Raw genomic sequence first — 22,446 nt, 5'->3', positions numbered from 1 at the left:
GCCGCGAGTGTGCGCGTCTGTACACCGACACGCCGACGCGAGACGTACGACGGCGCACGCTCGTGCTGGTGCTCGTGCTCGTGCTCGTGCTCGTGCTCGTGCCCGTGCCCGTGCCCGCGCCCGTGGACGCGTCCGCGCCCGTGGACGCTAGTGACGCTCAGAACTGGCCGAGGTAGAACCGGCCGCCCTGGTCGTCACGACATTGCGCCATGAGGCCATAGGGCTGCCTCGTCGGCTCCTGAAGCACCGTCCCGCCGGCTTCGCGCACCCGCGCCACCGCTTCGGTGATGTCGGCCACCGTCCACATCGGCACGGTGGTGGCTGCGGCGTTGCCTCCCGCGACGCCGGCCATCGGGTGCGTGCCGGTGATCTGCCAGCCGTCGTCGATGCGGCCCGGCTCGAAGCTCCAACCGAGCACCCGCCCGTAGAACTCGCGGAACGCCGCCGAGTCTTCGACTTCATAAGTGACATAGGACAATTCGCCTGGCCCCGCACCGTTGAGCTGTGGCCGTGGAGGCTGGCCGACGGGTTGATAAACCGCGAACCTGGTGCCGCTGGGATCGGTGGCGTCGAGCACGGTGCCGAAGTCGAACGTCCGCTGGTCGCCGAGCTGGCCACCCGCATCGCGGATCGCCTGCGCGGCGGCCTGCAGGTCGTCGACCGCGTAGCAGCAGAACAGCGTCGGTGCGGAGTCGACCGGAAAAATTCCGACCGGCTGCTCGGTGCTGATCACCATGTGCCTGGCGGCGTCGTAGGTCCATCCCAGCACGTGGCCGTAGAACGCCGCGGCCCGGTCGGCATCCGGCGTCCATACCGAGACGTAGCCGAGGTCGCCGTGCCGAATCGTCTCGACAGGCGCGGCCAGCGGGCTGGTGAGCATCCAGCGATGCCCGAACGGGTCGATGATGGTGGCGTTGCGGCCACCATGGCCTTCGTAGATATCGCGCTGCACCTGCGCTCCGTGCGCGCGGGCCCGGGCCAACGCGGAATCGATGTCCGCGACGTGCAGCATCAGGCTCACCGAAACAGCTTGCGGCGCAGGGGCTCTGAGGCCGAGCTCGGGATATTCGTCGGCGAGGTAGAGCACGCCGTCGGCCAAGGCGAGCTCGGCGTGACCGATGCGCCCGTCCTCCATCACGATCGGCTCGCCGACCACGACGGCGCCCAGCGCGTCGGTGTACCAGGCAATGGCGGCGCGCGCGTCGGCGACAGCGAGGTACGGCAGGGCGGCCGGACGCGGCGGCGCCGCATACGTGTCAGCGGGTTCGGTCAGCTCGGCGATGGCCTGCGCAGTGCCGCTCATCTCAACTCCTTCTGTGCCGGCGGGTAGGGACAGTGCAAATTCGAGCCGGGCCCGCAGCCGGGCCGCGAACTCGGGATCGGGGTGCACCGGAAGGTCGTCGGCGCGCAGCACGTCGAGCGGATCCGTCATTGCGCACCTCCTTCCTCGTAGTGGTTGCGAAAAGCCCGGCGTGCCCGCACGAGCAACGCTTCGGTGGCATGGACGGTGCGGCCGATCAGTTGCGCGCATTCGGGCACCGAGCAGTCGTCCATGTAGCGCAGTACCAGCACCGTGCGCTGCGGCTCGGGCAATCGTCGCAGCGTGGCCTCGGCGACCAGCCGGTCCAGCTGCGCGTCCCACGTGTCGGTAGGGTCCGTGGCCTCCGGAACATCGGCGACAGAGATCGCATGGCGGTCGTGCCCACGCCGAAAGTGGTCTGCCAGTTTGTGTCTGGCGACGCCGATCAGCCACGGCACACTGATGTCGGGCGGTTCGGCCTTGCGTGCGCTGTCCATCGCCGCAAGGAAGGTCTCCGACGTGAGATCCTCCGCGGCGCGCCGGTCGCCGCAGCGGCGCACGAAGTAGCCGTACACCGCGGGCAGCGCCTGGTCGTAGAGGGCGAGCAGCGCACGCGGAGCGTCGGGCGGGCGAGGTTCGGCGCTCACACCCTTATCGTCGCCGCCGGCCGCCGAACTCCGACGCCTCGTGCGCGACTTTTTCTGCGCGAGCGTGCGGTCTTGTACGGCTACTCGCGGCGTGTCGCCGTACAGACACGCCCGCTCGCGGGGGGAGGGGGAGTTCGCCACCCGGGCGGATCACGTCGAACGCGTCGCCCAAGGCGTCGGTCAGCGACACCGACTCGTCGGCAAGCCAATGCTCGTAGGCCGCCAGCGACACCGCCAGCAACGCCCACGCGACGGTCTGCGGTGCGAGGTCATCGGGCTTGGTGCCGGCCCGCGCGGCGACGAACTCTGCGATGACTTCCCGCCAGCCCGCGTACATGGTCATCGAGTACGCCTGCAGCTCCGTGGTTCGCAGGATCACTTGCATGCGCAGTCGGTGTCGTGTGGTCTCGGATGCGTCAAACGTGTTGAACGCCAACAGCGCATCGCGCAGCGCTTGCTCGACGGGCACACCGGGATCGACGGCAGCCAGCAGTTCGCGCAAATGCTGCAGATGTGCGTCGAAGTCGCCCCACGGAATCGCGTTCTTCGACGGGTAGTACCGGAATAGTGTCCGGCGGGCGATCCCGGCCGCCTCGGCGACGTCGTCGACGCTGACTTCGGCAAACCCGCGGCGGGCGAACAGGTCGATGGCCACATCGGTGATGTGGTGGCGTGTGGTCGACCTGCGCCGGCCGACTCTGGATTGCACCAGACCTGCCCTTCCATTACGGCACTCGATGCCATATTCTGTCGACTCAACCGCAGTCTGTCGAGACCCCACCAGCAGGAAGGCAGCCCGATGGAACCCAACGCACAGGTGCACACCGAAGAGGACTTGGTCACCGAGACGCTCGTCGAAGAGGTCTCCATCGACGGCATGTGCGGCGTCTACTAGGCATGTTCGACCCCGCCCGACGCTGGCGGCTGCACCCTCAGGTCGCGGTGCGGCCCGAGCCGTTCGGTGCGCTGCTCTATCACTTCGGCACACGCAAGCTGTCGTTTCTGAAGGACCGCACGATCCTGATGATCGTGCAGTCGCTCGGTGACCACCCGGATGCTCGCGCCGCGTGCCGCGCGGCCGGAGTGCAGGACGGTGCCGAGCGGCCTTACCTTCGCGCGTTGGAAACCCTGGCGGCTTCCGACATGCTGATCGGTCAGGAGGCGTGATGACGGCCATGCCTCGTCTGGTCGAGCAGTTCGAACGCGGCCTCGACGCGCCGATCTGCCTGACGTGGGAATTGACCTACGCGTGCAACCTCGCCTGCGTGCACTGCCTGTCGTCGTCGGGCCGCCGCGATCCGCGCGAGCTGACCACGCGCCAATGCATGGACGTGATCGACGAGCTCGAGCGTATGCAGGTCTTCTACGTCAACGTCGGCGGTGGCGAACCGACTGTCCGCCAAGACTTTTGGGAGCTCGTCGACTATGCCACCGCGCATCACGTCGGTGTGAAGTTCTCCACCAACGGTGTCCGGATCACCCGGGCGCGGGCCGAGCAACTCGCCGCCAGCGATTACGTCGACGTCCAGATTTCGCTCGACGGCGCCACCGCCGCGGTCAACGACGCGGTGCGCGGCCCCGGCTCGTATGACATGGCATTGCGGGCGCTCGATCATCTGCAGGCTGCGGGGTTCGAAGACGCCAAGATCTCGGTGGTGGTCACCCGCCACAACATCGGCCAGCTCGACGAATTCGCCGCGCTGGCAAGCCGTTACGGCGCGACGCTGCGCATCACCAGACTTCGCCCCTCCGGCCGTGGCGCCGACGTGTGGGATGAGCTGCATCCGACCGCAGAGCAGCAGGTGCAGCTCTACCACTGGCTGGTGGACCACGGTGAGCGTGTGCTCACCGGCGACTCGTTCTTTCACCTGTCGCCGCTGGGTGCGCCCGGAGCGCTCGCCGGCCTGAACCTGTGCGGCGCCGGTCGGGTGGTGTGCCTGATCGACCCCGTCGGCGACGTGTACGCCTGCCCGTTCGCTATCCACGACCGCTTCCTGGCCGGAAACGTCTTGCGCGACGGCGGATTTGACCACGTGTGGAAGACCGCGCCGCTGTTCCGGGAGCTGCGTGAGCCACAATCAGCCGGAGCGTGCAACAGCTGCGGGCATTACGACAGCTGCCGCGGCGGTTGCATGGCTGCCAAGTTCTTCACCGGCCTGCCGATGGACGGCCCGGACCCGGAATGCGTTCAAGGCTACGGAGCGCCCGCGCTGGCGCAGCCTCGACATGTGCCCCGGCCCAGCGGCGACCATTCGCGTCGTGGTCCTGTCCCGCTGAGACTGGCGCCCCGCCCGCCGGCGCGCCTGTGCAACGAAAGCCCGGTGTAGCGATGGCTCAGTGGTTCGAAACGGTGGCGTTCGCGCAGCAGAAGGCCAGAAAGCGGCTGCCCAAGCCGGTGTACTCGGCATTGGTGGCCGCCAGCGAAAAGGGCGTGACCGCCTCTGACAACGTCGAGGCCTTCAGCGAACTGGGCTTCGCGCCCCACGTCATCGGCGCCACCGAGAAACGTGATATGGCGACAACCGTTCTGGGACAAGATATTTCGCTTCCTGTGATCATCTCGCCGACCGGGGTGCAGGCGGTTCACCCAGACGGCGAAGTAGCCGTCGCGCGGGCAGCCGCCGCTCGCGGCACCGCGATGGGGTTGTCGTCGTTCGCGAGCAAGCCCATCGAAGAGGTGATCGCCGCCAACCCCAAGCTGTTCTTCCAGATCTACTGGCTCGGCGATCGCGACGCGATCGCACAGCGGGTCCAGCGTGCCCGCGACGCCGGGGCCGCGGGGCTCATTCTCACCACGGACTGGAGCTTCTCGCACGGTCGCGACTGGGGCAGCCCGAAGATCCCTGAGGCGATGAACCTGCGCACCACCGTGCGGATGCTGCCGACTGGCCTCACCAGGCCCGCCTGGCTGTGGGAGTGGGCGAAGACCATGCGACCGCCCGACCTGCGCGTGCCCAACCAGGCGCGCCGCGGCGAACAAGGCCCACCGTTTTTCACCGCGTACGGGGAATGGATGAACACCCCACCGCCCACCTGGGACGACGTCGCCTGGCTGCGGGAACTGTGGGGCGGGCCCTTCATGCTCAAGGGCGTGATGCGGGTCGACGACGCGAAACGCGCTGTGGACGCGGGTGTTTCGGCGATCTCGGTGTCCAACCACGGAGGAAACAACCTCGATTCCACACCCGCTCCGATCCGGGCCCTGCCCGCGATCGTCGACGCGGTGGGCGGCGACGTCGAGGTGCTGCTGGACGGCGGCATCCGCCGGGGTAGCGACGTGGTCAAGGCGGTGGCCTTGGGCGCCCGCGGCGTGATGATCGGTCGTGCCTACCTGTGGGGTCTCGCCGCCGCCGGACAGGCCGGCGTGGAGAACGTGCTCGACATCCTTCGCGGCGGCATCGACTCGGCGCTGCGCGGGCTCGGCCGGTCGTCGATTCACGACCTGCGTCCCGACGACGTCGTCGTGCCGCCCGGCTTCACCCGGTCGTTGGGAGAGCCGCGCGACCGGAGTTGACGACGACCCGGCGACCCCGCGATGGTGCCGACGGGACTGACGGTGCTGCCGTGAACGATGAGGGTCAGAGGCTAGGCATTTGACGAAGCAAGATTTCTCATCCCCCAACATCTGATGTATCCCAGATGAATTCGGCCTACGATCGCCACGTGACCTTCCCGACGGAGTTGGGGAAGTCGACGTCGAAGCAGGTCGAAGATGCGTCGCCAATCGTGGTGGTGCCGGTGGGCTCCACCGAGCAGCATGGACCCCACCTGCCGCTGGACACCGACACCCGCATCGCTGCCGCAGTCACGCACGCCATCGTCGCTGCCCTCGCCGCTGCTGGTCAGCCGGCCCTCGCCGCACCCGCGGTCGCCTACGGGTCGAGCGGAGAGCATCAGGGTTTCGCCGGGACGATTTCGATCGGAACGGCGGTGCTCGAGCAGCTGCTGGTCGAGTTCGGACGCTCGGCGTGCGCGTGGGCGCCGCGGATCGTGTTCGTCAACGGTCACGGCGGAAACCTCGACGCGCTGGTCGCGGCGGTGCGACTGCTGAGGAGCGAAGAACGCGACGTCGCGTGGTGCCCGTGTGCGGTGCCGGGCTGCGACGCGCACGCCGGACATACAGAAACGTCGATATTGCTGCACATTTCACCCTCAACTGTGCGACTCGACGAGCGTCGTGCAGGTAACGTGTCTCCGCTAGCGGACTTGATGTCGAGCATGCGCCGCGGCGGAGTAGCCGCAGTGAGCGAGGTAGGAGTGCTGGGGGACCCCACCACGGCGACGGCCGAGGCTGGCGCGCGTCTCTTTCGGCAGATGGCCGACGTCTGCGTCGCCCGGGTCCGGCGCTGGGCCCCAGGCGGCGACGGAATGCTGACATGACCCAGCCGCGGCTGCCGGACGGATTCGCCGTCCAGGTCGACCGGCGTGTGCGTGTTCTCGGCGCAAACGCCGCCCTTCTCGGTGGGTCGCCCACCCGCCTGCTGCGGCTGGCGCCGTCGGCCCGCAGCCTGCTGGACAATGGCCGGCTGGAGGTGCACGACGCTGTCACCGCACAGCTGGCGCGGGCGCTGCTGGACGCCACGGTGGCCCACCCGCGGCCGTCCGGTGGCCCGTCCCATCGCGACGTGACCGTCGTTATTCCGGTGCGAGACAACATGTTTGGTCTTCGCCGCCTGTTGTCGACGCTGCGCGGGTTGCGGGTGGTAGTGGTCGACGACGGCTCCGCGATACCGGTGAGGGAGTCCGACTTCGAGCGCTTCAGCTGCCAGGTTCAGGTGATCAGGCACTCCCGGAGCAAGGGACCCGCAGCGGCCCGCAACACCGGGCTGGCGGCCTGCACCACCGACTTCGTCGCGTTCTTGGACTCCGACGTCGTGCCTCGCCGCGGCTGGCTGGAGGCGCTGCTAGGGCACTTCGTGGACCCAGCCGTGGCGCTGGTGGCACCGCGGATCATCGGGCTCACCCAGAGCGACAACATGATCGCCCGCTACGAGGCGGTGCGCTCGTCGCTGGATCTCGGGCGGCGCGAGGCGCCGGTGGTCCCGTACGGAACCGTGTCCTATGTGCCCAGCGCGGCGGTCATCTGCCGACGCTCGGCGCTGCTGGCCGCCGGCGGTTTCGACGAGACGTTGCGCTGCGGCGAGGACGTCGACCTGTGCTGGCGGCTGGTCGAGTCCGGCGCCCGGCTGCGCTACGAGCCGATCGCGCTGGTGGCCCACGACCATCGGGTCGGTGTTCGAGAATGGTTGTCCCGCAAGGCCTTCTATGGTAGTTCTGCGGCGCCGCTGTCGGTCCGCCATCCCGACAAGACCGCTCCGCTGGTCATCTCCGGCTGGAGCCTGGTGTTGTGGCTGCTGCTGGCCATGGGGTCGTGCATGAGCTATCTGGTGTCGATGGTCATCACAGTGCTGATGGCGCGCAGGATCGCCAACACGCTCGACGGGGTGGACTCCAAACCGCGCGATGTCGCTGTGCTCGCCGCGCGCGGCCTAGGAGGCGCAGCGTTACAACTGGCCTCGGCGATCTGCCGCCACTACTGGCCGATCGCGCTGTTGGCCGCGATACTTTTCCGGCGCTGCCGGCACATTGTGCTGATGGCTGCAGTGGTCGACGGGGTGGCGGACTGGTTGAGCCGGCACAACAACGTCGACCGGCAGACGAAGCAGCTCGGCGTTCTGACCTACCTGGCGCTCAAGCGTCTCGACGATCTCGCCTACGGCACCGGAATGTGGATGGGAATGGTCCAGGAGCGTCATCCCGGACCGTTGAAGCCGCAGATTCGGACATAGCCAGCCGTTGCACAGCGACGTCTTGGTCATCGGCGCCGGTAGCGCAGGATGTGTTGTCGCCGAGCGCCTCTCCGCCGACGAACGGTGCCGGGTCACCGTGGTGGAGGCCGGACCGTCGGCGACCGATCCGGATGTCGCGGCGGTGGTGGCGGACGGTTCGGTGCTGCCGGTGGGTGCCGGAAGCCGTCTGGTGCACCGGTTCGAGACTCTGCTGACACAGCATCCGCGCCGCCCGACGCTGGTCGTCCGGGGTGCGGTGGTCGGCGGCTCCGGTGCGGTCAACGGTGGCTACTTCTGCCGCGGTCTGCCGGGCGACTTCGACGCGTGGGGACTTCCCGGCTGGAGCTGGTCAGATGTGCTGCGTCACTTCCGCGACACGGAAACCGACCTGAACTTCGACGGCCCGGCGCACGGCAGCTCGGGACCGATCACCGTGCAGCGGATCAACGAAATGTCCGACAGCACAGCAGAATTCGTCGAGAAGGCGCGTGATGCCGGCTTCGACTGGATACCGGACCTCAACGGCGCCGTGCACCCGGCGGACGCGGCAACCGGGGTGGGCGCGGTACCGCTCAATGTCGACAACGGCACCCGGGTCCAGCCGGGTTCGGCCATCCTGGCACCTGCTCTGGACCGGCCCAACCTGACACTGCTCACCCGCACGACAGTGCGCCGACTCAGGATCTCGGCCGGCCGGGTGACCAGCGCTGAGGGCGTCGGGGCTGACGGGTCCGTGTCGTTGACGGCGGACCGCATCGTGCTGTGCGCCGGAGCGATCGCGACGGCGCACCTGCTGATGCTGTCGGGTATCGGCGACGAGAAAGGTCTGCGCGCCCACGGAATAGAGGTGGTACAACCCGCACCGGTCGGCATGCACTGTGTCGACCATCCGGAGTGGGTGATGCCCACCAGCTGGCGAAGCAGCCCCGGCCGTCCGGTGCTGGAGGCTGTCCTGCACACCGGCTCGGGACTCGAAATTCGGCCTTACACAGGCGGTTTCATCGCCATGGTCGGCGACGGCACGGCCGGGCGGCCGGACTGGCCGCACGTCGGGGTGGCGCTGATGCAGCCGCGGTCGCGTGGAACGGTCACCGTGCGGTCGGCCCGTCCGGATGTGGCGCCACGCATCGAGCACCGCTACGACAGTGAGCCGGCCGACGTCGCGGCCCTGCGCGAGGGTGCCCAGCTCGCGAGTCACCTGTGCCCGCTCAGCCATCCGGAGGCCGAACCGCTGTGGTCGACGTCGCAGCATTTGTGCGCGACGGCGCCGATGGGCGCCGACCACGACGAGCGTGCGGTGCTCGACCCGACGTGCCGCGTGCGCGGGGTCGAGGGACTGTGGGTGATCGACGGTGCTGCGCTACCCGCGATACCCAGCCGGGGCCCGCACGCCACAATCGTGATGCTGGCCCACCGCGCCGCCGAGTTCGTCACCGCGGGGTGAGCGTCGCCACCGGGCCGACAAGTAACGCACGACCCGCAGCTGTTGGCCGTCGCGTCCCGGTGCCCACAGCCCGACGAGGCAGGCGCCGATCGCGATGCTGATCGCCAGAGCCAGTGACGACGAGTGCATGGCCTCGACGAACGATGCCTTCGCCACGTCTGCCAGCTGATGTCCTTGCGGACCAAGGTGTTCGGACGCTTTGATGGCCTCAGCGAGGGAGTGTGACGCCGGGCCGCGCAGAGCTTCGGGAAATGTCGAGAGCTTGGGGCGCAACACGTTTGCGTAGTTCGCGGCGAGAATGGAACCGGCGACCGCAATGCCCAGCGCCGCACCGATTTCGCGGGTGGCATCGTTGATCGCCGATGCGACGCCTTGCTTTTCGTCGGGCGCGGCGTTCATGATCGCCGATGTCGCCGACGCGGTGCACAGTCCGATGCCGATCGACATCACCGTGATCGGCCACGCCATTTCCAAGTAGGTAGCGCCGAGCTCCATGGTGCGCATGAAGAAGATCCCCACCGCCACGAGAAGAAGGCCGGTGAACAGCACGAGCCGCAGGCCGAGTTTCGGCAGATACCAGAAGGACAGCAGGCACAGGATGAAGATGGGCACGAACAGCGGTGTCAGCGCGAGCGCGGTGTGTAAAGCCGAATAGCCAAGCACCTCTTGGCAATACTGCATGATCAGGTAGAAGAAACCGAAATTGGCGAAGAAGAAGATCGTGACAGCCAAAGCGCCAGTGGCGAATTCGGGTCGCTTGAACAGCCGCACGTCCAGTAGCGGACGGCGACGGCGCAACTCCACGAAGCCGAACACCGCGGCGAGAACTATCCCGGCCACCAGAGACACGGTCACCACAGGATCGGTCCACCCGCGCGTCGGTGCTTCGATGACGCCGAACACGAACACCGCGACCGACAGTGCGATCAGTGTTGCGCCCAGCCAGTCGACCGGCGGCGCGTCGTCTTCTCGGGATTCCGCCACAGTCAGTGTCAGCGCGAACAGCAGCGCCGCCGCGGCGGCCAGCGCCCAGAAGATCGCCTTCCACTCCCAGAAGTTCAGCAGGAACCCCGGCACCAGCAGACCCACCACGGCGGCCATGCCTGCGACGCCTGCCCAGATGCCGACGGCCTTAATGCGCTGGTCTTTCGGGTAGACGACGGTGAGTAGCGACAGCGTGGCCGGCATGACGAACGCCGCGCCCGCGCCGGCGACAGCCCGCGAAACGATGATCTGCATTGGGCTGTCGAACGACAACGGCGCCAGCGACGCGAGAAAGAAGATGGCCAGTCCCACCAGCAAGGCTTTGCGGCGTCCGTAGCGATCGCCGATCGCGCCGGCGGGCAGCAGCAGGCAGGCGAGAACCAGCGTGTAACCGTCGACCACCCAGGTCAGCTGGGTCTGCGTGGCCGCGGTGGCGACGGCGATGTCGCCTAGAGCGGTGTTCAACGCGATCATCGAGGCGATCACCAAAGCCACGCCGCTGCACGCCACCACCAGCGTCCATGTCCGTCGCCGCCGGGAAACGTCGGTCACATCGGGTGTGCTGGCATCGGGCCGCATGAGGGTGTCGACCATGGTCGTCAGACCGGCCACGGTGGTCCTTCCGGTCGAGGGCGGTGGATTTTTCGAGACTAGTCGTCTAGTTCATAGACCGAAAGTCTTGCGTTCAAACATCCGCCGCACCGACGGTTACCGCAGCGAATAGCGAACAGGCAGGTGCTTGAGGCCGCCGACGAACACGGTGGCGGACAGCTCCGGACGACCTGCCAGCTCCACCGCGTCCAAGCGCGGGATGAGCTCGGTGAACAAGCTCCTCATCTCCATCCGGGCCAGCGCTGCACCGAGGCAGAAATGCACGCCGTAACCGAACGCGAGGTGCTTGTTCGGATCGCGGCTCACGTCGAAGCGGAACGGTTCGTCGAAGACATCCTCGTCGCGGTTCGCGGAGGTGTATGCCAGGTACACCGACTCGCCTTTGGCGATCGGCACGCCGCGCACTTCGGTGTCTCGCGTTGCGGTGCGCATGAATTCCTTGACGGGTGTGGTCCAGCGGATCATTTCCTCGACCGCCGTGGGCATGAGCTCGGGGTGCTCGCGCAGCCGCGCCAACTGGTCAGGGTTCTCGATCAGCGCACGCATGCCGCCGGAGATCGCGTCCTTGGTGGTGTCATGGCCGGCGGTCGCGACGATGACGTAGTACGACGCCGTGTCGAGGTCCGACAGCGGCTCACCATTGACCTTGGCGTTGGCGATTGCCGACGCCAGGTCCTCGGTCGGATGGGCGCGCCGCGACGCCGTCAGCGCGTTGAAATAGGCGAAGAAGTCCAGCAGCACCTGCAGCTGCTCCTCCGGTGTGGTTCCGCGCTTGTATTCGTCGTCGTCGCCGCCGAACAGTTCCTGGGTGAGCGTCAGCATGCGAGGGAAGTCCTCTTCGGGGATGCCCAGCAGCGACATGATGACCTGAAGCGGGTAGTTCATCGCGATGTCGGTGACGAAGTCGCATTCCGGCCCGATGTCGCGCATCTTGTCGACGGTTTGGCGGGCCAGTTCGTCGACACGAACCTTCAAGTCCCTCATGGCTTTTGGACGAAACCAGTCGGCGCCGATCGCTCGTACGTCGCGGTGGTAGGGGTCGTCCATGTGGATCAGCGTGCGCAGTCCCATGCCGGCCTCCAGTTGAGCGCGCGCCAAGTCGTCGGCCTCCGCCGTCTGCAGCAGCGGTCGGGGCTCGTTGATCCACAGGTTGTTGTCGCGCTCGATCGCCATGATGTCGGCATGCTTGGTGATCGCCCAGAACGGCCGGTACGGCGGCACGTCGACGTACGCGACGGGCGCATGAGCGCGAAGGTGTGCCATGGCGGCGTGCAGCCGCTCCTCGTCCGCGTAAGAGGTGGGATCCGCGAACACCCTCGCGGCGTCATCGACAATCGGCGCGCCCATGGCCTTCTCCTCGTTGAGTCGGTGGTCACGAGTCTCGACCATGGCGGGCGGTCAGGGGAAGAGCCGGTCTGTAGGCTTCGGCGACGTGCGTTCTGGACGCCGACGCGGCTGGGCGTCGGCCCTGCTTGTCGCGGCTCTCATGGTGACGGCGTGCGGCCACGACGCGACGACCACCGCCGATTCCACGCTGGTGCACACGCTCTCCGGCGCTCTACGGGGCGCGTTCAGCGACGACCACGTGCTGTTCGCCGGCATTCCGTACGCGGCGCCGCCGGTTGGAGCACTGCGCTGGAAACCGCCGCAGCCGGCGCCGTCGTGGCCGGGAGTGCGTGACGCGTCGAAGTACGGCGCGCGCTGCGTTCAAGACCAGGCGACCGACCGCGACTTCGGCCGAGCCGTCAGTGAGGACTGCCTGACGCTCAACGTGTGGGTGCCGAAACCTCGTAGCGCGCAGGGTCTTCCGGTGATTGTCTGGATTCACGGCGGCGGCTTCGTCAACGGCAGTGGCGACATCTACGACGCGCGCTGGCTGGCGGCACGCGGCGACATGATCGTCGTCACGTTGAACTATCGCCTCGGCGCGCTGGGCTTTCTCGCCCATCCGGCACTGGCCGACGCCGGCGACGTCGGCAACTACGGGCTGGCCGACCAGCAAGCGGCGCTGCGCTGGGTGCGCGACAACATCGCCGCGTTCGGAGGCGATCCGGCCAAAGTGACCGTCGCCGGCGAATCAGCGGGCGCGATGTCGGTGTGCGACCACCTCGTCGCCCCCGGGTCCGCGGGCCTGTTTCGGGCCGCGATCATCCAAAGCGGGCCGTGCCAGGCGCAAACCGATCAGGCCACCGCCGAACGCATCAGCCTCGACTACGCCGCGGCGGCGGGATGTCCCGATCCGGGGCTGGCCGCGTCGTGCCTGCGGGCGCTGCCGGTGGAGAAGCTGATCGGGCCGCCGGTGTACTACCGCCTGGCCGGCGACGGCATCACCGGTCCCGTCACCGGGACGTCGGTGCTCCCGCGCGACCCGATGGCTGCGATCGCCGGGGGAGAGGCGGCGCGTGTTCCGGTGCTGGTCGGCACCAATCGCGACGAGTTCACGCTGTTCGCCGCGACGCAGTATCTGAAGCAGGGCCGGATGCCGGACTATCCTGCCGTGCTGGCCGATGCTTTCGGAGCCGACGCCGGCCGGATCCTGCAACAGTATCCGCTGAGCCGCTTCCCGGACCCGGCGCTGGCGTACTCGACTGTCGCCACTGACGCTGTATTCGCCTGTCCGGCAACCGAATTAGCCGTCGGATTGCAGCGCAGCGCGAAGGTGTACGGTTACGAATTCAACGACCGTGACGCACCCGCGCCGGATCTACTGCGGACGCTGCCGTTTCCGGTCGGGGCCAGCCACTCCCTGGAGCTGCGCTACCTCTTCGACGTCGGGGGAGCGCCGTCATTGACGCCGGCCCAACAGAAGCTGTCAGACCGAATGATCCGATACTGGAGCAGCTTCGTGGCCACGGGCACACCGCGCGCCGACGGGGCACCGGAATGGCCGGCGCTTCAGGGCGAGCAGGGCCCGTGGATGTCTCTGCAGACGCCGGAGGTGCGCACGTTCACCTCGTTCAACGACGAGCACCAGTGCGGGTTCTGGGCGACCGTGCACTGAGCGCGTGGCGAAACGGCCGCGAACGTGAACTCAGTGCGCGCTGAGTCGGCGTGTCGCCGCAGCTGGTTCACGTTCGCGGGGCTCGGCGTCAGCTCCCGGGGGAATTTGGCGGCGCACCCGATGTAGGGCATACTGTTCAGGTTGCCTTGCGCAGGGGCGGTGCCTTCGCGGACTGCCCGGCCAGGGCATACGACCGGCGCCCACACGGGCGCGTCCGGTCCCACCCTCGATCGCGACGGATTTCCGGCCGCGTCTGAGGCTGCGTGCGGGCGACACACCCGACCGCGGGGGCCGGTGCACCAGGACAGGTGAACAGTGGCGGCACCGCGACAGTGGCGGCGCGACAGGAGTGAGGAAGAAGCGTGGCGGGACAGAAGATCCGCATCAGGCTCAAGGCCTACGACCACGAGGCGATCGACGCCTCGGCGCGCAAGATCGTCGAGACGGTCACCCGCACGGGCGCCAGCGTGGTCGGCCCGGTGCCGCTGCCTACCGAGAAGAACGTCTATTGCGTCATCCGCTCTCCGCACAAGTACAAGGACAGCCGGGAGCACTTCGAGATGCGCACCCACAAGCGGCTCATCGACATCCTCGACCCCACGCCGAAAACGGTCGACGCGCTGATGCGTATCGACCTGCCGGCCAGCGTCGACGTGAACATTCAGTAGGAGCTGGCAGACACCATGGCTAGGAAGGGCATTCTGGGCACCAAGCTGGGCATGACGCAGGTGTTCGACGAGAACAACCGCGTGGTCCCGGTGACGGTCGTCAAAGCGGGACCGAACGTGGTCACCCGCATCCGCACGCCGGAGCGCGACGGCTACAGCGCTGTGCAGCTGGCCTACGGCGAGATCAGCCCGCGCAAGGTGAACAAGCCGCTAGGCGGGCAGTACGCGGCCGCCGGCGTGAACCCGCGCCGGCATCTGGCCGAGCTGCGGCTCGACGATCCGGCGGCTGTCGCGGAGTACGAGGTCGGCCAGGAAGTGACCGCCGACATCTTCACCGACGGCAGCTATGTCGACGTGACCGGCACCTCCAAGGGCAAGGGCACCGCGGGCACCATGAAGCGCCATGGCTTCCGGGGCCAGGGTGCCAGCCACGGTGCGCAGGCCGTGCACCGGCGGCCGGGCTCGATCGGCGGCTGTGCCACTCCGGCTCGCGTATTCAAGGGCACGCGGATGGCCGGGCGGATGGGCAACGAGCGCGTCACCACCCAGAACCTGTTGGTGCACAAGGTCGATGCCGAAAACGGCGTGCTGTTGATCAAAGGCGCGATCCCCGGCCGCCGCGGAGGGCTGGTCATGGTGCGCAGCGCCGTCAAACGAGGTGAGAAGTAATGGCTGACACCCTCAAGATCGACGTCCGCAGCCCGGGCGGCAAGACCGACGGCACCGTCGAGCTGCCCGCCGAGCTGTTCGACGCCCCGGCCAACATCGCGCTGATGCACCAGGTGGTGACGGCCCAGCGTGCGGCGGCCCGCCAGGGCACGCACTCCACGAAGACCCGCGGCGAGGTCAGCGGCGGCGGCCGCAAGCCGTACCGTCAGAAGGGCACTGGCCGCGCCCGCCAGGGTTCGACGCGTGCGCCGCAGTTCACCGGCGGTGGCACCGTGCACGGTCCGAAGCCCCGGGACTACAGCCAGCGCACCCCGAAGAAGATGATCGCCGCGGCACTGCGTGGCGCATTGTCGGACCGTGCCCGCAACGGGCGGATCCACGCGGTCACCGAGATCGTCTCAGGCCAGACCCCGTCGACGAAGAGCGCCAAGTCGTTCCTCGCCGAGCTCACCGACCGCAAGCGCGTGCTGGTGGTCATCGGCCGTACCGACGAGACCGGCGCCAAGAGCGTTCGCAATCTGCCTGGGGTGCATGTGCTTTCGCCGGATCAACTGAACACCTACGACGTGCTGCTGTCCGACGACGTGGTGTTCTCGGTAGAGGCGCTGAATGCATTCATCGCGGCGAATGCGAAGACTCAGGAGGTGTCGGCCTGATGGCGACCGTGACCGACCCCCGCGACATCATCTTGTCCCCGGTGATCTCAGAGAAGTCCTATGGGCTGATCGAGGACAATGTGTACACGTTCATCGTGCACCCCGACTCCAACAAGACGCAGATCAAGATCGCGATCGAGAAGATCTTCAACGTCAAGGTGGCGTCGGTGAACACCGCCAACCGGCCGGGCAAGCGTAAGCGCACCCGCACCGGATTCGGCAAGCGCAAGGACACCAAGCGCGCGATCGTGACCCTGGCCCCCGGCAGCAAGCCGATCGACCTGTTCGGCGCGCCCGCGTAAGGGAAAGAGTTAGCAGAGATGGCAATTCGCAAGTACAAGCCCACGACGCCCGGCCGTCGCGGTGCCAGCGTCTCGGATTTCGCTGAGATCACCCGCTCCACCCCGGAGAAGTCGCTGGTGCGTCCGCTGCACGGGCATGGCGGGCGAAACTCACACGGGCGCATCACCACCCGGCACAAGGGCGGCGGCCACAAGCGTGCGTATCGCGTCATCGACTTCCGCCGCAACGACAAAGACGGCGTGAACGCGAAGGTCGCCCACATCGAATACGACCCGAACCGCACCGCCCGCATTGCGTTGCTGCACTACTTGGACGGCGAGAAGCGCTACATCATTGCGCCGCAGGGTCTTTCGCAGGGCGATGTGGTGGAGTCCGGCCCGAACGCAGACATCAAGCCCGGCAATAACCTGCCGCTGCGCAACATCCCGGCCGGCACCCTGATCCACGCGGTGGAGCTGCGTCCCGGCGGCGGTGCGAAGCTGGCCCGCTCGGCTGGGTCGAGCATCCAGCTGCTCGGCAAGGAAGGCAGCTACGCGTCGCTGCGCATGCCGTCCGGCGAGATCCGGCGCGTCGACGTGCGGTGCCGCGCCACGGTCGGCGAGGTAGGCAACGCCGAGCAGGCCAACATCAACTGGGGCAAGGCCGGCCGCATGCGCTGGAAAGGCAAGCGCCCCACGGTCCGTGGTGTCGTGATGAACCCGGTGGACCACCCGCACGGCGGCGGCGAGGGGAAGACCTCCGGTGGCCGCCACCCGGTCAGCCCGTGGGGCAAGCCCGAGGGCCGCACCCGCAAACCGAACAAGGCGAGCAACAAGCTCATCGTCCGACGCCGGCGCACCGGCAAGAAGCATCACCGGTAGGAGCGATAGGTAATGCCACGCAGCCTCAAGAAGGGCCCGTTCGTCGACGACCATCTGCTCAAGAAGGTCGACGCGCAGAACGAGAAGAACACGAAGCAGGTCATCAAGACCTGGTCGCGCCGGTCCACGATCATCCCCGACTTCATCGGGCACACGTTTGCGGTGCACGACGGCCGCAAGCACGTCCCGGTGTTCGTCACCGAGGCGATGGTGGGCCACAAACTCGGTGAGTTTGCGCCGACCCGGACGTTCAAGGGCCACATCAAGGACGACCGGAAGAGCAAGAGGCGATGACTTCTGTTGAGACGTACCCGAGTGCGACAGCCAAGGCGCGCTTCGTGCGAGTGTCGGCGACCAAGGCCCGCCGCGTGATCGACCTGGTGCGCGGCAAGCCGGTCGCGGAGGCGCTGGACATCCTGCGCTGGGCTCCGCAGCAGGCCAGCGGCCCGGTGGCCAAGGTGATCGCCAGTGCGGCGGCCAACGCGCAGAACAACAACGGGCTGGACCCGTCGACGCTCGTCGTCGCCACGCTGACCGCCGACGAGGGTCCGACCGCCAAGCGCATCCGTCCGCGCGCTCAGGGCCGTGCGTTCCGGATCCGCAGGCGCACAAGCCATATCACCGCGGTGGTGGAGAGCCGTCCGCGCCGCGACGAACGATCGGGGCGGTCGACGCGCGCGAAGCGGGCCGAGGCCAGCAAGGCAGCCGCGAAGGCGGCGCCCGCGAAGCAGGCGCCCGCGAAGAAGGCGCCCGCGAAGAAGGCGGAGCCCGCGAAGAAGGCGACGGCGAAGGCGCAAGAGGCTTCACAGGAAGCGAAGGGAGGCTCGCAGTAGTGGGCCAGAAGATCAACCCGCACGGCTTCCGGCTCGGTATCACCACCGACTGGAAGTCCCGCTGGTATGCCGACAAGCAGTACGCCGACTACATCAAAGAGGATGTGGCGATCCGGCGGCTGCTGGCCACCGGTCTGGAGCGCGCCGGCATCGCCGACGTGGAGATCGAGCGCACCCGCGACCGCGTCCGCGTCGACATTCACACCGCACGTCCCGGCATCGTGATCGGCCGGCGCGGCACCGAGGCTGACCGTATCCGCGCAGACCTGGAAAAGCTCACCGGCAAGCAGGTGCAGCTGAACATCCTCGAGGTGAAAAACCCTGAGTCGCAAGCACAGTTGGTCGCACAGGGCGTCGCCGAGCAGCTGTCGAACCGGGTGGCGTTCCGCCGCGCGATGCGCAAGGCAATCCAATCGGCGATGCGTCAGCCCAACGTCAAGGGCATCCGGGTGCAGTGCTCAGGCCGGCTCGGCGGCGCAGAGATGAGCCGCTCGGAGTTCTACCGCGAGGGCCGCGTTCCGTTGCACACGCTGCGCGCCGACATCGACTACGGCCTCTACGAGGCGAAGACGACGTTCGGCCGGATCGGCGTGAAGGTGTGGATCTACAAGGGCGACATCGTCGGCGGCAAGCGCGAACTCGCGGCCGCGGCACCAGCGGCGGACCGTCCGCGCCGGGAGCGTCCGTCGGGCACCCGGCCGCGCCGCAGCGGCGCGTCGGGCACCACCGCGACCGGCACCGACGTGAGCCGAGCCGCTGCCGAGGAGGGCTCGCCGGCGCAGGAGGCTGCGGCGGCAGTCGAAACCGGTTCTGCGCCCGATGTTCAGACGAGTGGCACCTCGAATGAGTCAGGGAGCTGAGCCATGTTGATTCCCCGTAAGGTCAAGCACCGCAAGCAACATCACCCGCGTCAGCGCGGCATGGCCAGCGGCGGCACCACGGTCAGCTTCGGCGACTACGGCATCCAGGCCTTGGAACACGCGTACATCACCAACCGGCAGATCGAGTCGGCGCGTATCGCGATCAACCGGCACATCAAGCGTGGCGGCAAGGTGTGGATCAACATCTTCCCGGACCGCCCGCTGACCAAGAAGCCGGCCGAAACCCGCATGGGTTCGGGCAAGGGCTCGCCGGAATGGTGGGTCGCCAACGTCAAGCCCGGCCGCATTCTGTTCGAGCTGAGCTACCCCAACGAGGAGACCGCCAGGGCCGCGCTGACCCGGGCGATCCACAAGTTGCCGATCAAGGCACGCATCGTGACCCGAGAGGAGCAGTTCTGATGGCAGTGGGAACCTCCGCTGGCGAACTGCGCGAGCTCACCGACGAGGAGTTGGTCGAGCGGCTGCGGGAGTCGAAGGAAGAGCTGTTCAACCTTCGTTTCCAGTCGGCCACCGGCCAGCTGTCCAACAACCGTCAGCTGCGCACCGTGCGCCGCGAAATCGCACGCGTGTACACGATATTGCGTGAACGTGAGTTGGGGCTGGCCTCCGGCCCCGGCAGTGAGGAATCGTAATGGCAGAGCAGGCTTCCGCCACGGGCGGCACTGGAACCGCAAAGCCGAAGGGCCCCAAGTACACTCCGCGCAAGGAGAAGCCGCGCGGTCGTCGTAAGACCGCGATCGGTTATGTGGTGTCGGACAAGATGCAAAAGACCATCGTCGTCGAGCTGGAAGACCGGGTGAAGCACCCGCTGTACGGCAAGATCATCCGCACCACCAAGAAGGTCAAGGCGCACGACGAGAACGGCGACGCCGGCATCGGTGACCGCGTTTCGCTGATGGAAACGCGTCCGCTGTCCGCAACCAAGCGCTGGCGGCTCGTCGAGGTGTTGGAGCGCGCCAAGTAGTCCCACCCGCGGCGTGCCGATGACGCGCTGTGTGCGGTCCTCATTTGTATGATCGGGGCCGCCGCTTCGCCGTAGCGGATGACGCAAGCCGGGTAGGTCCATGGTCCGAACTCTCGCAGTGATGGCGGCCGTCGTCGTCGCCCTGACCGGCTGCAGCGGATCGCGCTCGGATCCGTCGCCAACCACGGGCCCACAGGCGAAGGCCGATCAACCCGGCGGTGTGGTCGCGGACAGCCCGCTGACGAATCTCGACTCGGGTCTGCGGGACGCGGCGGCCTCGGCACGCCTGGTCACCTACACGTCACGGTCGGGGGTCAACGACTCGACTACCCGCGTCAGCGCATCGATCTTCGTGCCCATAGGCGACGCACCGCCAGGCGGGTTCCCGATCGTCGCACTCGGTCACGCCACCGCCGGCACCAAGCCCGAGTGCGCGCCGTCGCTGTCCGCCGATCTGCAGGGCTCGGCCGCAGTCGTGCAGGCGTTGTTGGGTCAGGGGTACGTCGTCACCGTCTCCGACTACCAAGGCCTGGGCAAGCCCGCGGTCGACGAGCACGTGTACCACCCGTATCTGGATTCCACGACGTCCGGATACAACCTGATCGACGCGGTCCGGGCCGTGCGCAACGTGGTCGCGCACACCTCGGCGTCGTGGGCCGCGGTGGGAATGAAGGAAGGCGGACAGGCCGCATGGGCCGCCAACGAGCTGGCCGAAAACTACGGGTATGGCCTGAAACTCGTTGGTACAGCAAGTATCTCGCCGATCGCCGATGTGATGGGACTCGTCGACGCGGCCCAGGCGGGGCAGCTTAGCGACCTCCAGAAGCTGACGCTGATCCGCTACCTCGCCGCGCTGAAGGCGGAGTTCCCCTACGACGTCAAGCTCGACAGTTACCGACGCGGTCACGCCGTGCAGCTGTGGGACGACGCGCTCGGCTGCACCGACCCGGCGTCGGGCCGGCCGCCGAAACTGGCGCAGGTGGGGCCTGAGGAGCTGCGGCCTGACGACACGGCGGCCGCCGAGACCCTGCGCGGCTACCTCCGGAAGACCAATCTTCCTCAGGGGCCTGCCCAAGCGCCGATGCTGGTGGTGTACAGCGACCAGGATCCTTCGACGCCGGCAGTCTGGACGAAGCGCGCACTGCAGGGGGCGTGCGCGATGGGCGACGTGATAACGATCCGGCGCGGCGACGAAGATGCGACGACCGGCGATGCACTGGCATGGATCGACGACCGCTTCCGAGGCCGGCCGGCGCCAGACGACTGTCAGTCGGTCCTGCAATCCACCCCGAGCGTCGGAAACCCATGACCAGGTCCGTGGTGACGCGAAACATTCAGCGCGCCTTCTCATTTCGTGAGCGACGATGACGCTTACCAGCGGCTGGCTGCCCATCGCGATCCAGGTTGTGACCGTCGCGGTGCTGGCGGTCTCGCTCGGCTGGCGGTATTCGCGCCGCACGGCAGTGCACCTGCTGGCCGCCGTCATGGTTGGGGTCGCGGTGGCGGCGGTTGTCCAGTTGTTCGTCAGATACCAGGGCTGGACCGGAAAGCTTCCGTCATGGGCGACCGTGTTTTGGGTGGCCATGGTTGGTTTCGCCGTCACAATTCTGGTGCTAGGTTGGCGCGGCGAGGCCTGGCGGCGGCGGGTGGCCGCGGTGGTGGCGGTTCCGCTGTGTGTGGTCTGCGCGGCGTCCGCGCTCAACACCGCTACGGGTTACTTCCCGACCGTTGAGTCCCTGTGGCAACGCGTGAGCGGAAGCCACCCGGCCGGCTGGATCGACCAGCCCACTCTGGCCGCGATGGTGCGCAGCGGAGCGAAACCCGCGGCAGGAGCATTCGTATGGGTCGAGATCCCCTCGCAGAGTTCAGGATTCCGCCACCGCACCGAGCTGGTCTACCTGCCCGCGGCATGGTTCCGGTCCAATCCGCCGCCGCGGTTACCGGCCGTCATGATGATCGGCGCGGAGTTCAGCCACCCGTCGGATTGGCCGCAATCCGCAGGAGCCGCGGCCATTTTGCCGCAGTTCGCCGCGCAGCATGGCGGTTACGCCCCTGTCGTGGTGTTTCCGGACTCGACCGGCACGTTCGACAACGACACCGAATGTGTGAATGGCCCCCGCGGTAACGCGGCCGATCATCTGACCAAAGACGTTGTCCCGTTCATGGTGTCGCGGTTCGGCGTGAGCGCCGATCCGTCGAACTGGGGACTGGTCGGCTGGTCGTCAGGCGGCACCTGCGCGTTGATGACCGCGGTGATGCATCCCGAGTTGTTCAGCGCCTTCGTCGACCTCGATGGTCAACTGGGTCCCAACGCCGGCACACAGCGGCAGACGATTGCCCGGCTGTTCGGGGGTGACAGCGACGCGTGGGCTGCCTTCGACCCGAAGACCGTGATCGAAAGACGCGGCTCGTACGCCAACATGTCGGCATGGCTCGGCGTCTCCGGCCAGGTCCCGACCGTACACCGGCCGGCGGGGAGCGGACCTGTTCCTGAGCAGGCGACGGCGGCCTGGGACCCGTACTCGGAACGGCACGCCGACAACGCGAACAAGATGTGCGCGTTGCTCAGCGCACATGGAGTCGAATGCGCGGTCGTCGGCTATCGGGGTGGGCACGATTTCCAATCCGCCGGTGCCGGATTCGCCGCGTCGCTGCCATGGCTGGCCGGCAAGCTCGGCACACCCAACGTGCCCAGGATCGGTTTGCCGGGCGCCGGCTGACGCATCCGCTACGGCATCAGCCGGGGTTCGGCTGAACAAACTGACAGCAATCAGTAACGCCCCCGTTGATAACTTTTGCGCTGATCGGCACTGGCGAAGCATTCGGCTGGTTACC

The 22,446-nt window shown here is 67.5% G+C and carries 25 protein-coding genes and 1 pseudogene; 21 read left to right on the top strand and 5 right to left on the bottom strand.

Annotated elements, in window-relative coordinates:
- Positions 1–157 precede the first annotated feature (157 nt).
- The 3 genes and pseudogenes from AC5Y4C_RS02530 to mftR form a co-directional block, all read right to left on the bottom strand.
- Complete coding sequence (locus tag AC5Y4C_RS02530; protein WP_499963268.1) at positions 158–1,432, bottom strand: VOC family protein; 1,275 nt, start codon at positions 1,430–1,432, stop codon at positions 158–160.
- Positions 1,429–1,947, bottom strand: coding sequence for an RNA polymerase sigma factor (locus AC5Y4C_RS02525; RefSeq protein ID WP_499963266.1), 519 nt, complete (start codon positions 1,945–1,947; stop codon positions 1,429–1,431). The genes AC5Y4C_RS02530 and AC5Y4C_RS02525 overlap by 4 nt, the downstream gene beginning before the upstream one ends.
- A gap of 139 nt (positions 1,948–2,086) precedes the next feature.
- Positions 2,087–2,659: pseudogene (gene mftR, locus AC5Y4C_RS02520) on the bottom strand (mycofactocin system transcriptional regulator MftR); the annotation flags it as partial.
- Positions 2,660–2,746: 87 nt separating this feature from the next.
- Here mftR and mftA point away from each other — a divergent pair.
- The 7 genes from mftA (at position 2,747) to mftG (ending at position 9,180) form a co-directional block, all read left to right on the top strand.
- On the top strand, positions 2,747–2,842 hold the full coding sequence (mftA, locus tag AC5Y4C_RS02515) for a mycofactocin precursor MftA (RefSeq protein WP_499912319.1): 96 nt from the start codon (positions 2,747–2,749) through the stop codon (positions 2,840–2,842).
- Between the two features lie 2 nt (positions 2,843–2,844).
- Complete coding sequence (gene mftB / locus AC5Y4C_RS02510; RefSeq protein ID WP_499912317.1) at positions 2,845–3,114, top strand: mycofactocin biosynthesis chaperone MftB; 270 nt, start codon at positions 2,845–2,847, stop codon at positions 3,112–3,114.
- On the top strand, positions 3,114–4,274 hold the full coding sequence (gene mftC, locus AC5Y4C_RS02505; RefSeq protein ID WP_499963264.1) for a mycofactocin radical SAM maturase: 1,161 nt from the start codon (positions 3,114–3,116) through the stop codon (positions 4,272–4,274). Before mftB ends, mftC begins: the two co-directional genes overlap by 1 nt.
- A 2-nt stretch (positions 4,275–4,276) precedes the next feature.
- A complete protein-coding gene (gene mftD / locus AC5Y4C_RS02500) occupies positions 4,277–5,461 on the top strand; it encodes a pre-mycofactocin synthase MftD (RefSeq protein WP_500007960.1) in 1,185 nt (394 codons plus the stop codon).
- Between the two features lie 125 nt (positions 5,462–5,586).
- Positions 5,587–6,327, top strand: coding sequence for a mycofactocin biosynthesis peptidyl-dipeptidase MftE (gene mftE, locus AC5Y4C_RS02495; protein ID WP_499965031.1), 741 nt, complete (start codon positions 5,587–5,589; stop codon positions 6,325–6,327).
- Entirely contained in the window at positions 6,324–7,736 is a 1,413-nt protein-coding gene (gene mftF, locus AC5Y4C_RS02490) for a mycofactocin biosynthesis glycosyltransferase MftF (RefSeq protein ID WP_499965029.1), read from the top strand. Before mftE ends, mftF begins: the two co-directional genes overlap by 4 nt.
- Positions 7,737–7,743: 7 nt before the next feature.
- Positions 7,744–9,180: a mycofactocin dehydrogenase MftG gene (mftG, locus tag AC5Y4C_RS02485; protein ID WP_499965027.1), complete on the top strand. Its 1,437-nt coding sequence runs from the start codon at positions 7,744–7,746 to the stop codon at positions 9,178–9,180.
- On the opposite strand, the gene AC5Y4C_RS02480 is transcribed toward mftG, so the two are convergent.
- Together AC5Y4C_RS02480 and AC5Y4C_RS02475 are read right to left on the bottom strand one after the other, a co-directional pair.
- Positions 9,097–10,758 (bottom strand): MFS transporter, encoded by a 1,662-nt coding sequence (locus AC5Y4C_RS02480; RefSeq protein ID WP_499965039.1) that lies wholly within the window; start codon positions 10,756–10,758, stop codon positions 9,097–9,099. The two genes, mftG and AC5Y4C_RS02480, sit on opposite strands and share 84 nt — an antisense overlap.
- A gap of 114 nt (positions 10,759–10,872) precedes the next feature.
- Complete coding sequence (locus tag AC5Y4C_RS02475) at positions 10,873–12,123, bottom strand: cytochrome P450 (RefSeq protein WP_499912302.1); 1,251 nt, start codon at positions 12,121–12,123, stop codon at positions 10,873–10,875.
- Positions 12,124–12,262: 139 nt separating this feature from the next.
- Here AC5Y4C_RS02475 and AC5Y4C_RS02470 point away from each other — a divergent pair, with 139 nt between their 5' ends.
- The 14 genes from AC5Y4C_RS02470 to AC5Y4C_RS02405 all read left to right on the top strand — a co-directional run bounded on the left by AC5Y4C_RS02470 (position 12,263) and on the right by AC5Y4C_RS02405 (position 22,331).
- Entirely contained in the window at positions 12,263–13,777 is a 1,515-nt protein-coding gene (locus AC5Y4C_RS02470; protein WP_499965037.1) for a carboxylesterase/lipase family protein, read from the top strand.
- A gap of 362 nt (positions 13,778–14,139) precedes the next feature.
- Positions 14,140–14,445 carry a 30S ribosomal protein S10 gene (gene rpsJ / locus AC5Y4C_RS02465; protein WP_003883485.1) on the top strand — a complete coding sequence of 102 codons (306 nt, stop codon included), beginning with the start codon at positions 14,140–14,142 and terminating at the stop codon, positions 14,443–14,445.
- A gap of 15 nt (positions 14,446–14,460) precedes the next feature.
- Positions 14,461–15,114: a 50S ribosomal protein L3 gene (rplC, locus tag AC5Y4C_RS02460; protein ID WP_499912297.1), complete on the top strand. Its 654-nt coding sequence runs from the start codon at positions 14,461–14,463 to the stop codon at positions 15,112–15,114.
- The gene (gene rplD, locus AC5Y4C_RS02455; protein WP_499912293.1) at positions 15,114–15,770 is read left to right on the top strand and encodes a 50S ribosomal protein L4; all 657 of its coding nucleotides are present in this window, start codon (positions 15,114–15,116) and stop codon (positions 15,768–15,770) included. The genes rplC and rplD overlap by 1 nt, the downstream gene beginning before the upstream one ends.
- Positions 15,770–16,072 carry a 50S ribosomal protein L23 gene (gene rplW, locus AC5Y4C_RS02450; RefSeq protein WP_499965025.1) on the top strand — a complete coding sequence of 101 codons (303 nt, stop codon included), beginning with the start codon at positions 15,770–15,772 and terminating at the stop codon, positions 16,070–16,072. The genes rplD and rplW overlap by 1 nt, the downstream gene beginning before the upstream one ends.
- Before the next feature lie 18 nt (positions 16,073–16,090).
- The gene (gene rplB / locus AC5Y4C_RS02445) at positions 16,091–16,933 is read left to right on the top strand and encodes a 50S ribosomal protein L2 (RefSeq protein WP_499912287.1); all 843 of its coding nucleotides are present in this window, start codon (positions 16,091–16,093) and stop codon (positions 16,931–16,933) included.
- 12 nt (positions 16,934–16,945) lie between these two features.
- Entirely contained in the window at positions 16,946–17,227 is a 282-nt protein-coding gene (gene rpsS, locus AC5Y4C_RS02440; protein ID WP_003925848.1) for a 30S ribosomal protein S19, read from the top strand.
- Positions 17,224–17,766: a 50S ribosomal protein L22 gene (gene rplV, locus AC5Y4C_RS02435; protein ID WP_499912284.1), complete on the top strand. Its 543-nt coding sequence runs from the start codon at positions 17,224–17,226 to the stop codon at positions 17,764–17,766. The genes rpsS and rplV overlap by 4 nt, the downstream gene beginning before the upstream one ends.
- Positions 17,766–18,626, top strand: a complete 861-nt coding sequence (gene rpsC, locus AC5Y4C_RS02430; protein WP_499912282.1) for a 30S ribosomal protein S3 — start codon at positions 17,766–17,768, stop codon at positions 18,624–18,626. Before rplV ends, rpsC begins: the two co-directional genes overlap by 1 nt.
- A 3-nt stretch (positions 18,627–18,629) precedes the next feature.
- On the top strand, positions 18,630–19,046 hold the full coding sequence (rplP, locus tag AC5Y4C_RS02425) for a 50S ribosomal protein L16 (RefSeq protein WP_499912280.1): 417 nt from the start codon (positions 18,630–18,632) through the stop codon (positions 19,044–19,046).
- Positions 19,046–19,279 (top strand): 50S ribosomal protein L29, encoded by a 234-nt coding sequence (gene rpmC, locus AC5Y4C_RS02420; RefSeq protein ID WP_499965023.1) that lies wholly within the window; start codon positions 19,046–19,048, stop codon positions 19,277–19,279. The genes rplP and rpmC overlap by 1 nt, the downstream gene beginning before the upstream one ends.
- Positions 19,279–19,611 carry a 30S ribosomal protein S17 gene (gene rpsQ, locus AC5Y4C_RS02415; protein WP_499912276.1) on the top strand — a complete coding sequence of 111 codons (333 nt, stop codon included), beginning with the start codon at positions 19,279–19,281 and terminating at the stop codon, positions 19,609–19,611. The genes rpmC and rpsQ overlap by 1 nt, the downstream gene beginning before the upstream one ends.
- A 100-nt stretch (positions 19,612–19,711) precedes the next feature.
- Entirely contained in the window at positions 19,712–20,920 is a 1,209-nt protein-coding gene (locus tag AC5Y4C_RS02410; RefSeq protein WP_499965021.1) for a lipase family protein, read from the top strand.
- Positions 20,921–20,975: 55 nt separating this feature from the next.
- A complete protein-coding gene (locus AC5Y4C_RS02405) occupies positions 20,976–22,331 on the top strand; it encodes an alpha/beta hydrolase (RefSeq protein ID WP_499965019.1) in 1,356 nt (451 codons plus the stop codon).
- The last annotated feature ends 115 nt before the right edge of the window (positions 22,332–22,446 follow it).

This window comes from Mycobacterium sp. NGS35 (assembly GCF_059812855.1).
The sequence above is the reverse complement of the archived record's forward strand: the minus strand, read 5'-3'. Positions and strand labels throughout refer to the sequence as shown.

Excerpts from the sequence above, each read along its gene's own strand:
- AC5Y4C_RS02530 (WP_499963268.1), bottom strand. The coding sequence starts at position 1,432 with ATGACGGATCCGCTCGACGTGCTGCGCGCCGACGACCTTCCGGTGCAC.
- mftA (WP_499912319.1), top strand. The coding sequence starts at position 2,747 with ATGGAACCCAACGCACAGGTGCACACCGAAGAGGACTTGGTCACCGAG.
- mftB (WP_499912317.1), top strand. The coding sequence starts at position 2,845 with ATGTTCGACCCCGCCCGACGCTGGCGGCTGCACCCTCAGGTCGCGGTG.
- mftC (WP_499963264.1), top strand. The coding sequence starts at position 3,114 with ATGACGGCCATGCCTCGTCTGGTCGAGCAGTTCGAACGCGGCCTCGAC.
- mftD (WP_500007960.1), top strand. The coding sequence starts at position 4,277 with ATGGCTCAGTGGTTCGAAACGGTGGCGTTCGCGCAGCAGAAGGCCAGA.
- mftE (WP_499965031.1), top strand. The coding sequence starts at position 5,587 with ATGAATTCGGCCTACGATCGCCACGTGACCTTCCCGACGGAGTTGGGG.
- mftF (WP_499965029.1), top strand. The coding sequence starts at position 6,324 with ATGACCCAGCCGCGGCTGCCGGACGGATTCGCCGTCCAGGTCGACCGG.
- AC5Y4C_RS02480 (WP_499965039.1), bottom strand. The coding sequence starts at position 10,758 with ATGGTCGACACCCTCATGCGGCCCGATGCCAGCACACCCGATGTGACC.
- AC5Y4C_RS02475 (WP_499912302.1), bottom strand. The coding sequence starts at position 12,123 with ATGGGCGCGCCGATTGTCGATGACGCCGCGAGGGTGTTCGCGGATCCC.
- AC5Y4C_RS02470 (WP_499965037.1), top strand. The coding sequence starts at position 12,263 with ATGGTGACGGCGTGCGGCCACGACGCGACGACCACCGCCGATTCCACG.
- rplC (WP_499912297.1), top strand. The coding sequence starts at position 14,461 with ATGGCTAGGAAGGGCATTCTGGGCACCAAGCTGGGCATGACGCAGGTG.
- rplD (WP_499912293.1), top strand. The coding sequence starts at position 15,114 with ATGGCTGACACCCTCAAGATCGACGTCCGCAGCCCGGGCGGCAAGACC.
- rplW (WP_499965025.1), top strand. The coding sequence starts at position 15,770 with ATGGCGACCGTGACCGACCCCCGCGACATCATCTTGTCCCCGGTGATC.
- rplB (WP_499912287.1), top strand. The coding sequence starts at position 16,091 with ATGGCAATTCGCAAGTACAAGCCCACGACGCCCGGCCGTCGCGGTGCC.
- rpsS (WP_003925848.1), top strand. The coding sequence starts at position 16,946 with ATGCCACGCAGCCTCAAGAAGGGCCCGTTCGTCGACGACCATCTGCTC.
- rplV (WP_499912284.1), top strand. The coding sequence starts at position 17,224 with ATGACTTCTGTTGAGACGTACCCGAGTGCGACAGCCAAGGCGCGCTTC.
- rplP (WP_499912280.1), top strand. The coding sequence starts at position 18,630 with ATGTTGATTCCCCGTAAGGTCAAGCACCGCAAGCAACATCACCCGCGT.
- rpmC (WP_499965023.1), top strand. The coding sequence starts at position 19,046 with ATGGCAGTGGGAACCTCCGCTGGCGAACTGCGCGAGCTCACCGACGAG.
- rpsQ (WP_499912276.1), top strand. The coding sequence starts at position 19,279 with ATGGCAGAGCAGGCTTCCGCCACGGGCGGCACTGGAACCGCAAAGCCG.
- AC5Y4C_RS02410 (WP_499965021.1), top strand. The coding sequence starts at position 19,712 with ATGGTCCGAACTCTCGCAGTGATGGCGGCCGTCGTCGTCGCCCTGACC.
- AC5Y4C_RS02405 (WP_499965019.1), top strand. The coding sequence starts at position 20,976 with ATGACGCTTACCAGCGGCTGGCTGCCCATCGCGATCCAGGTTGTGACC.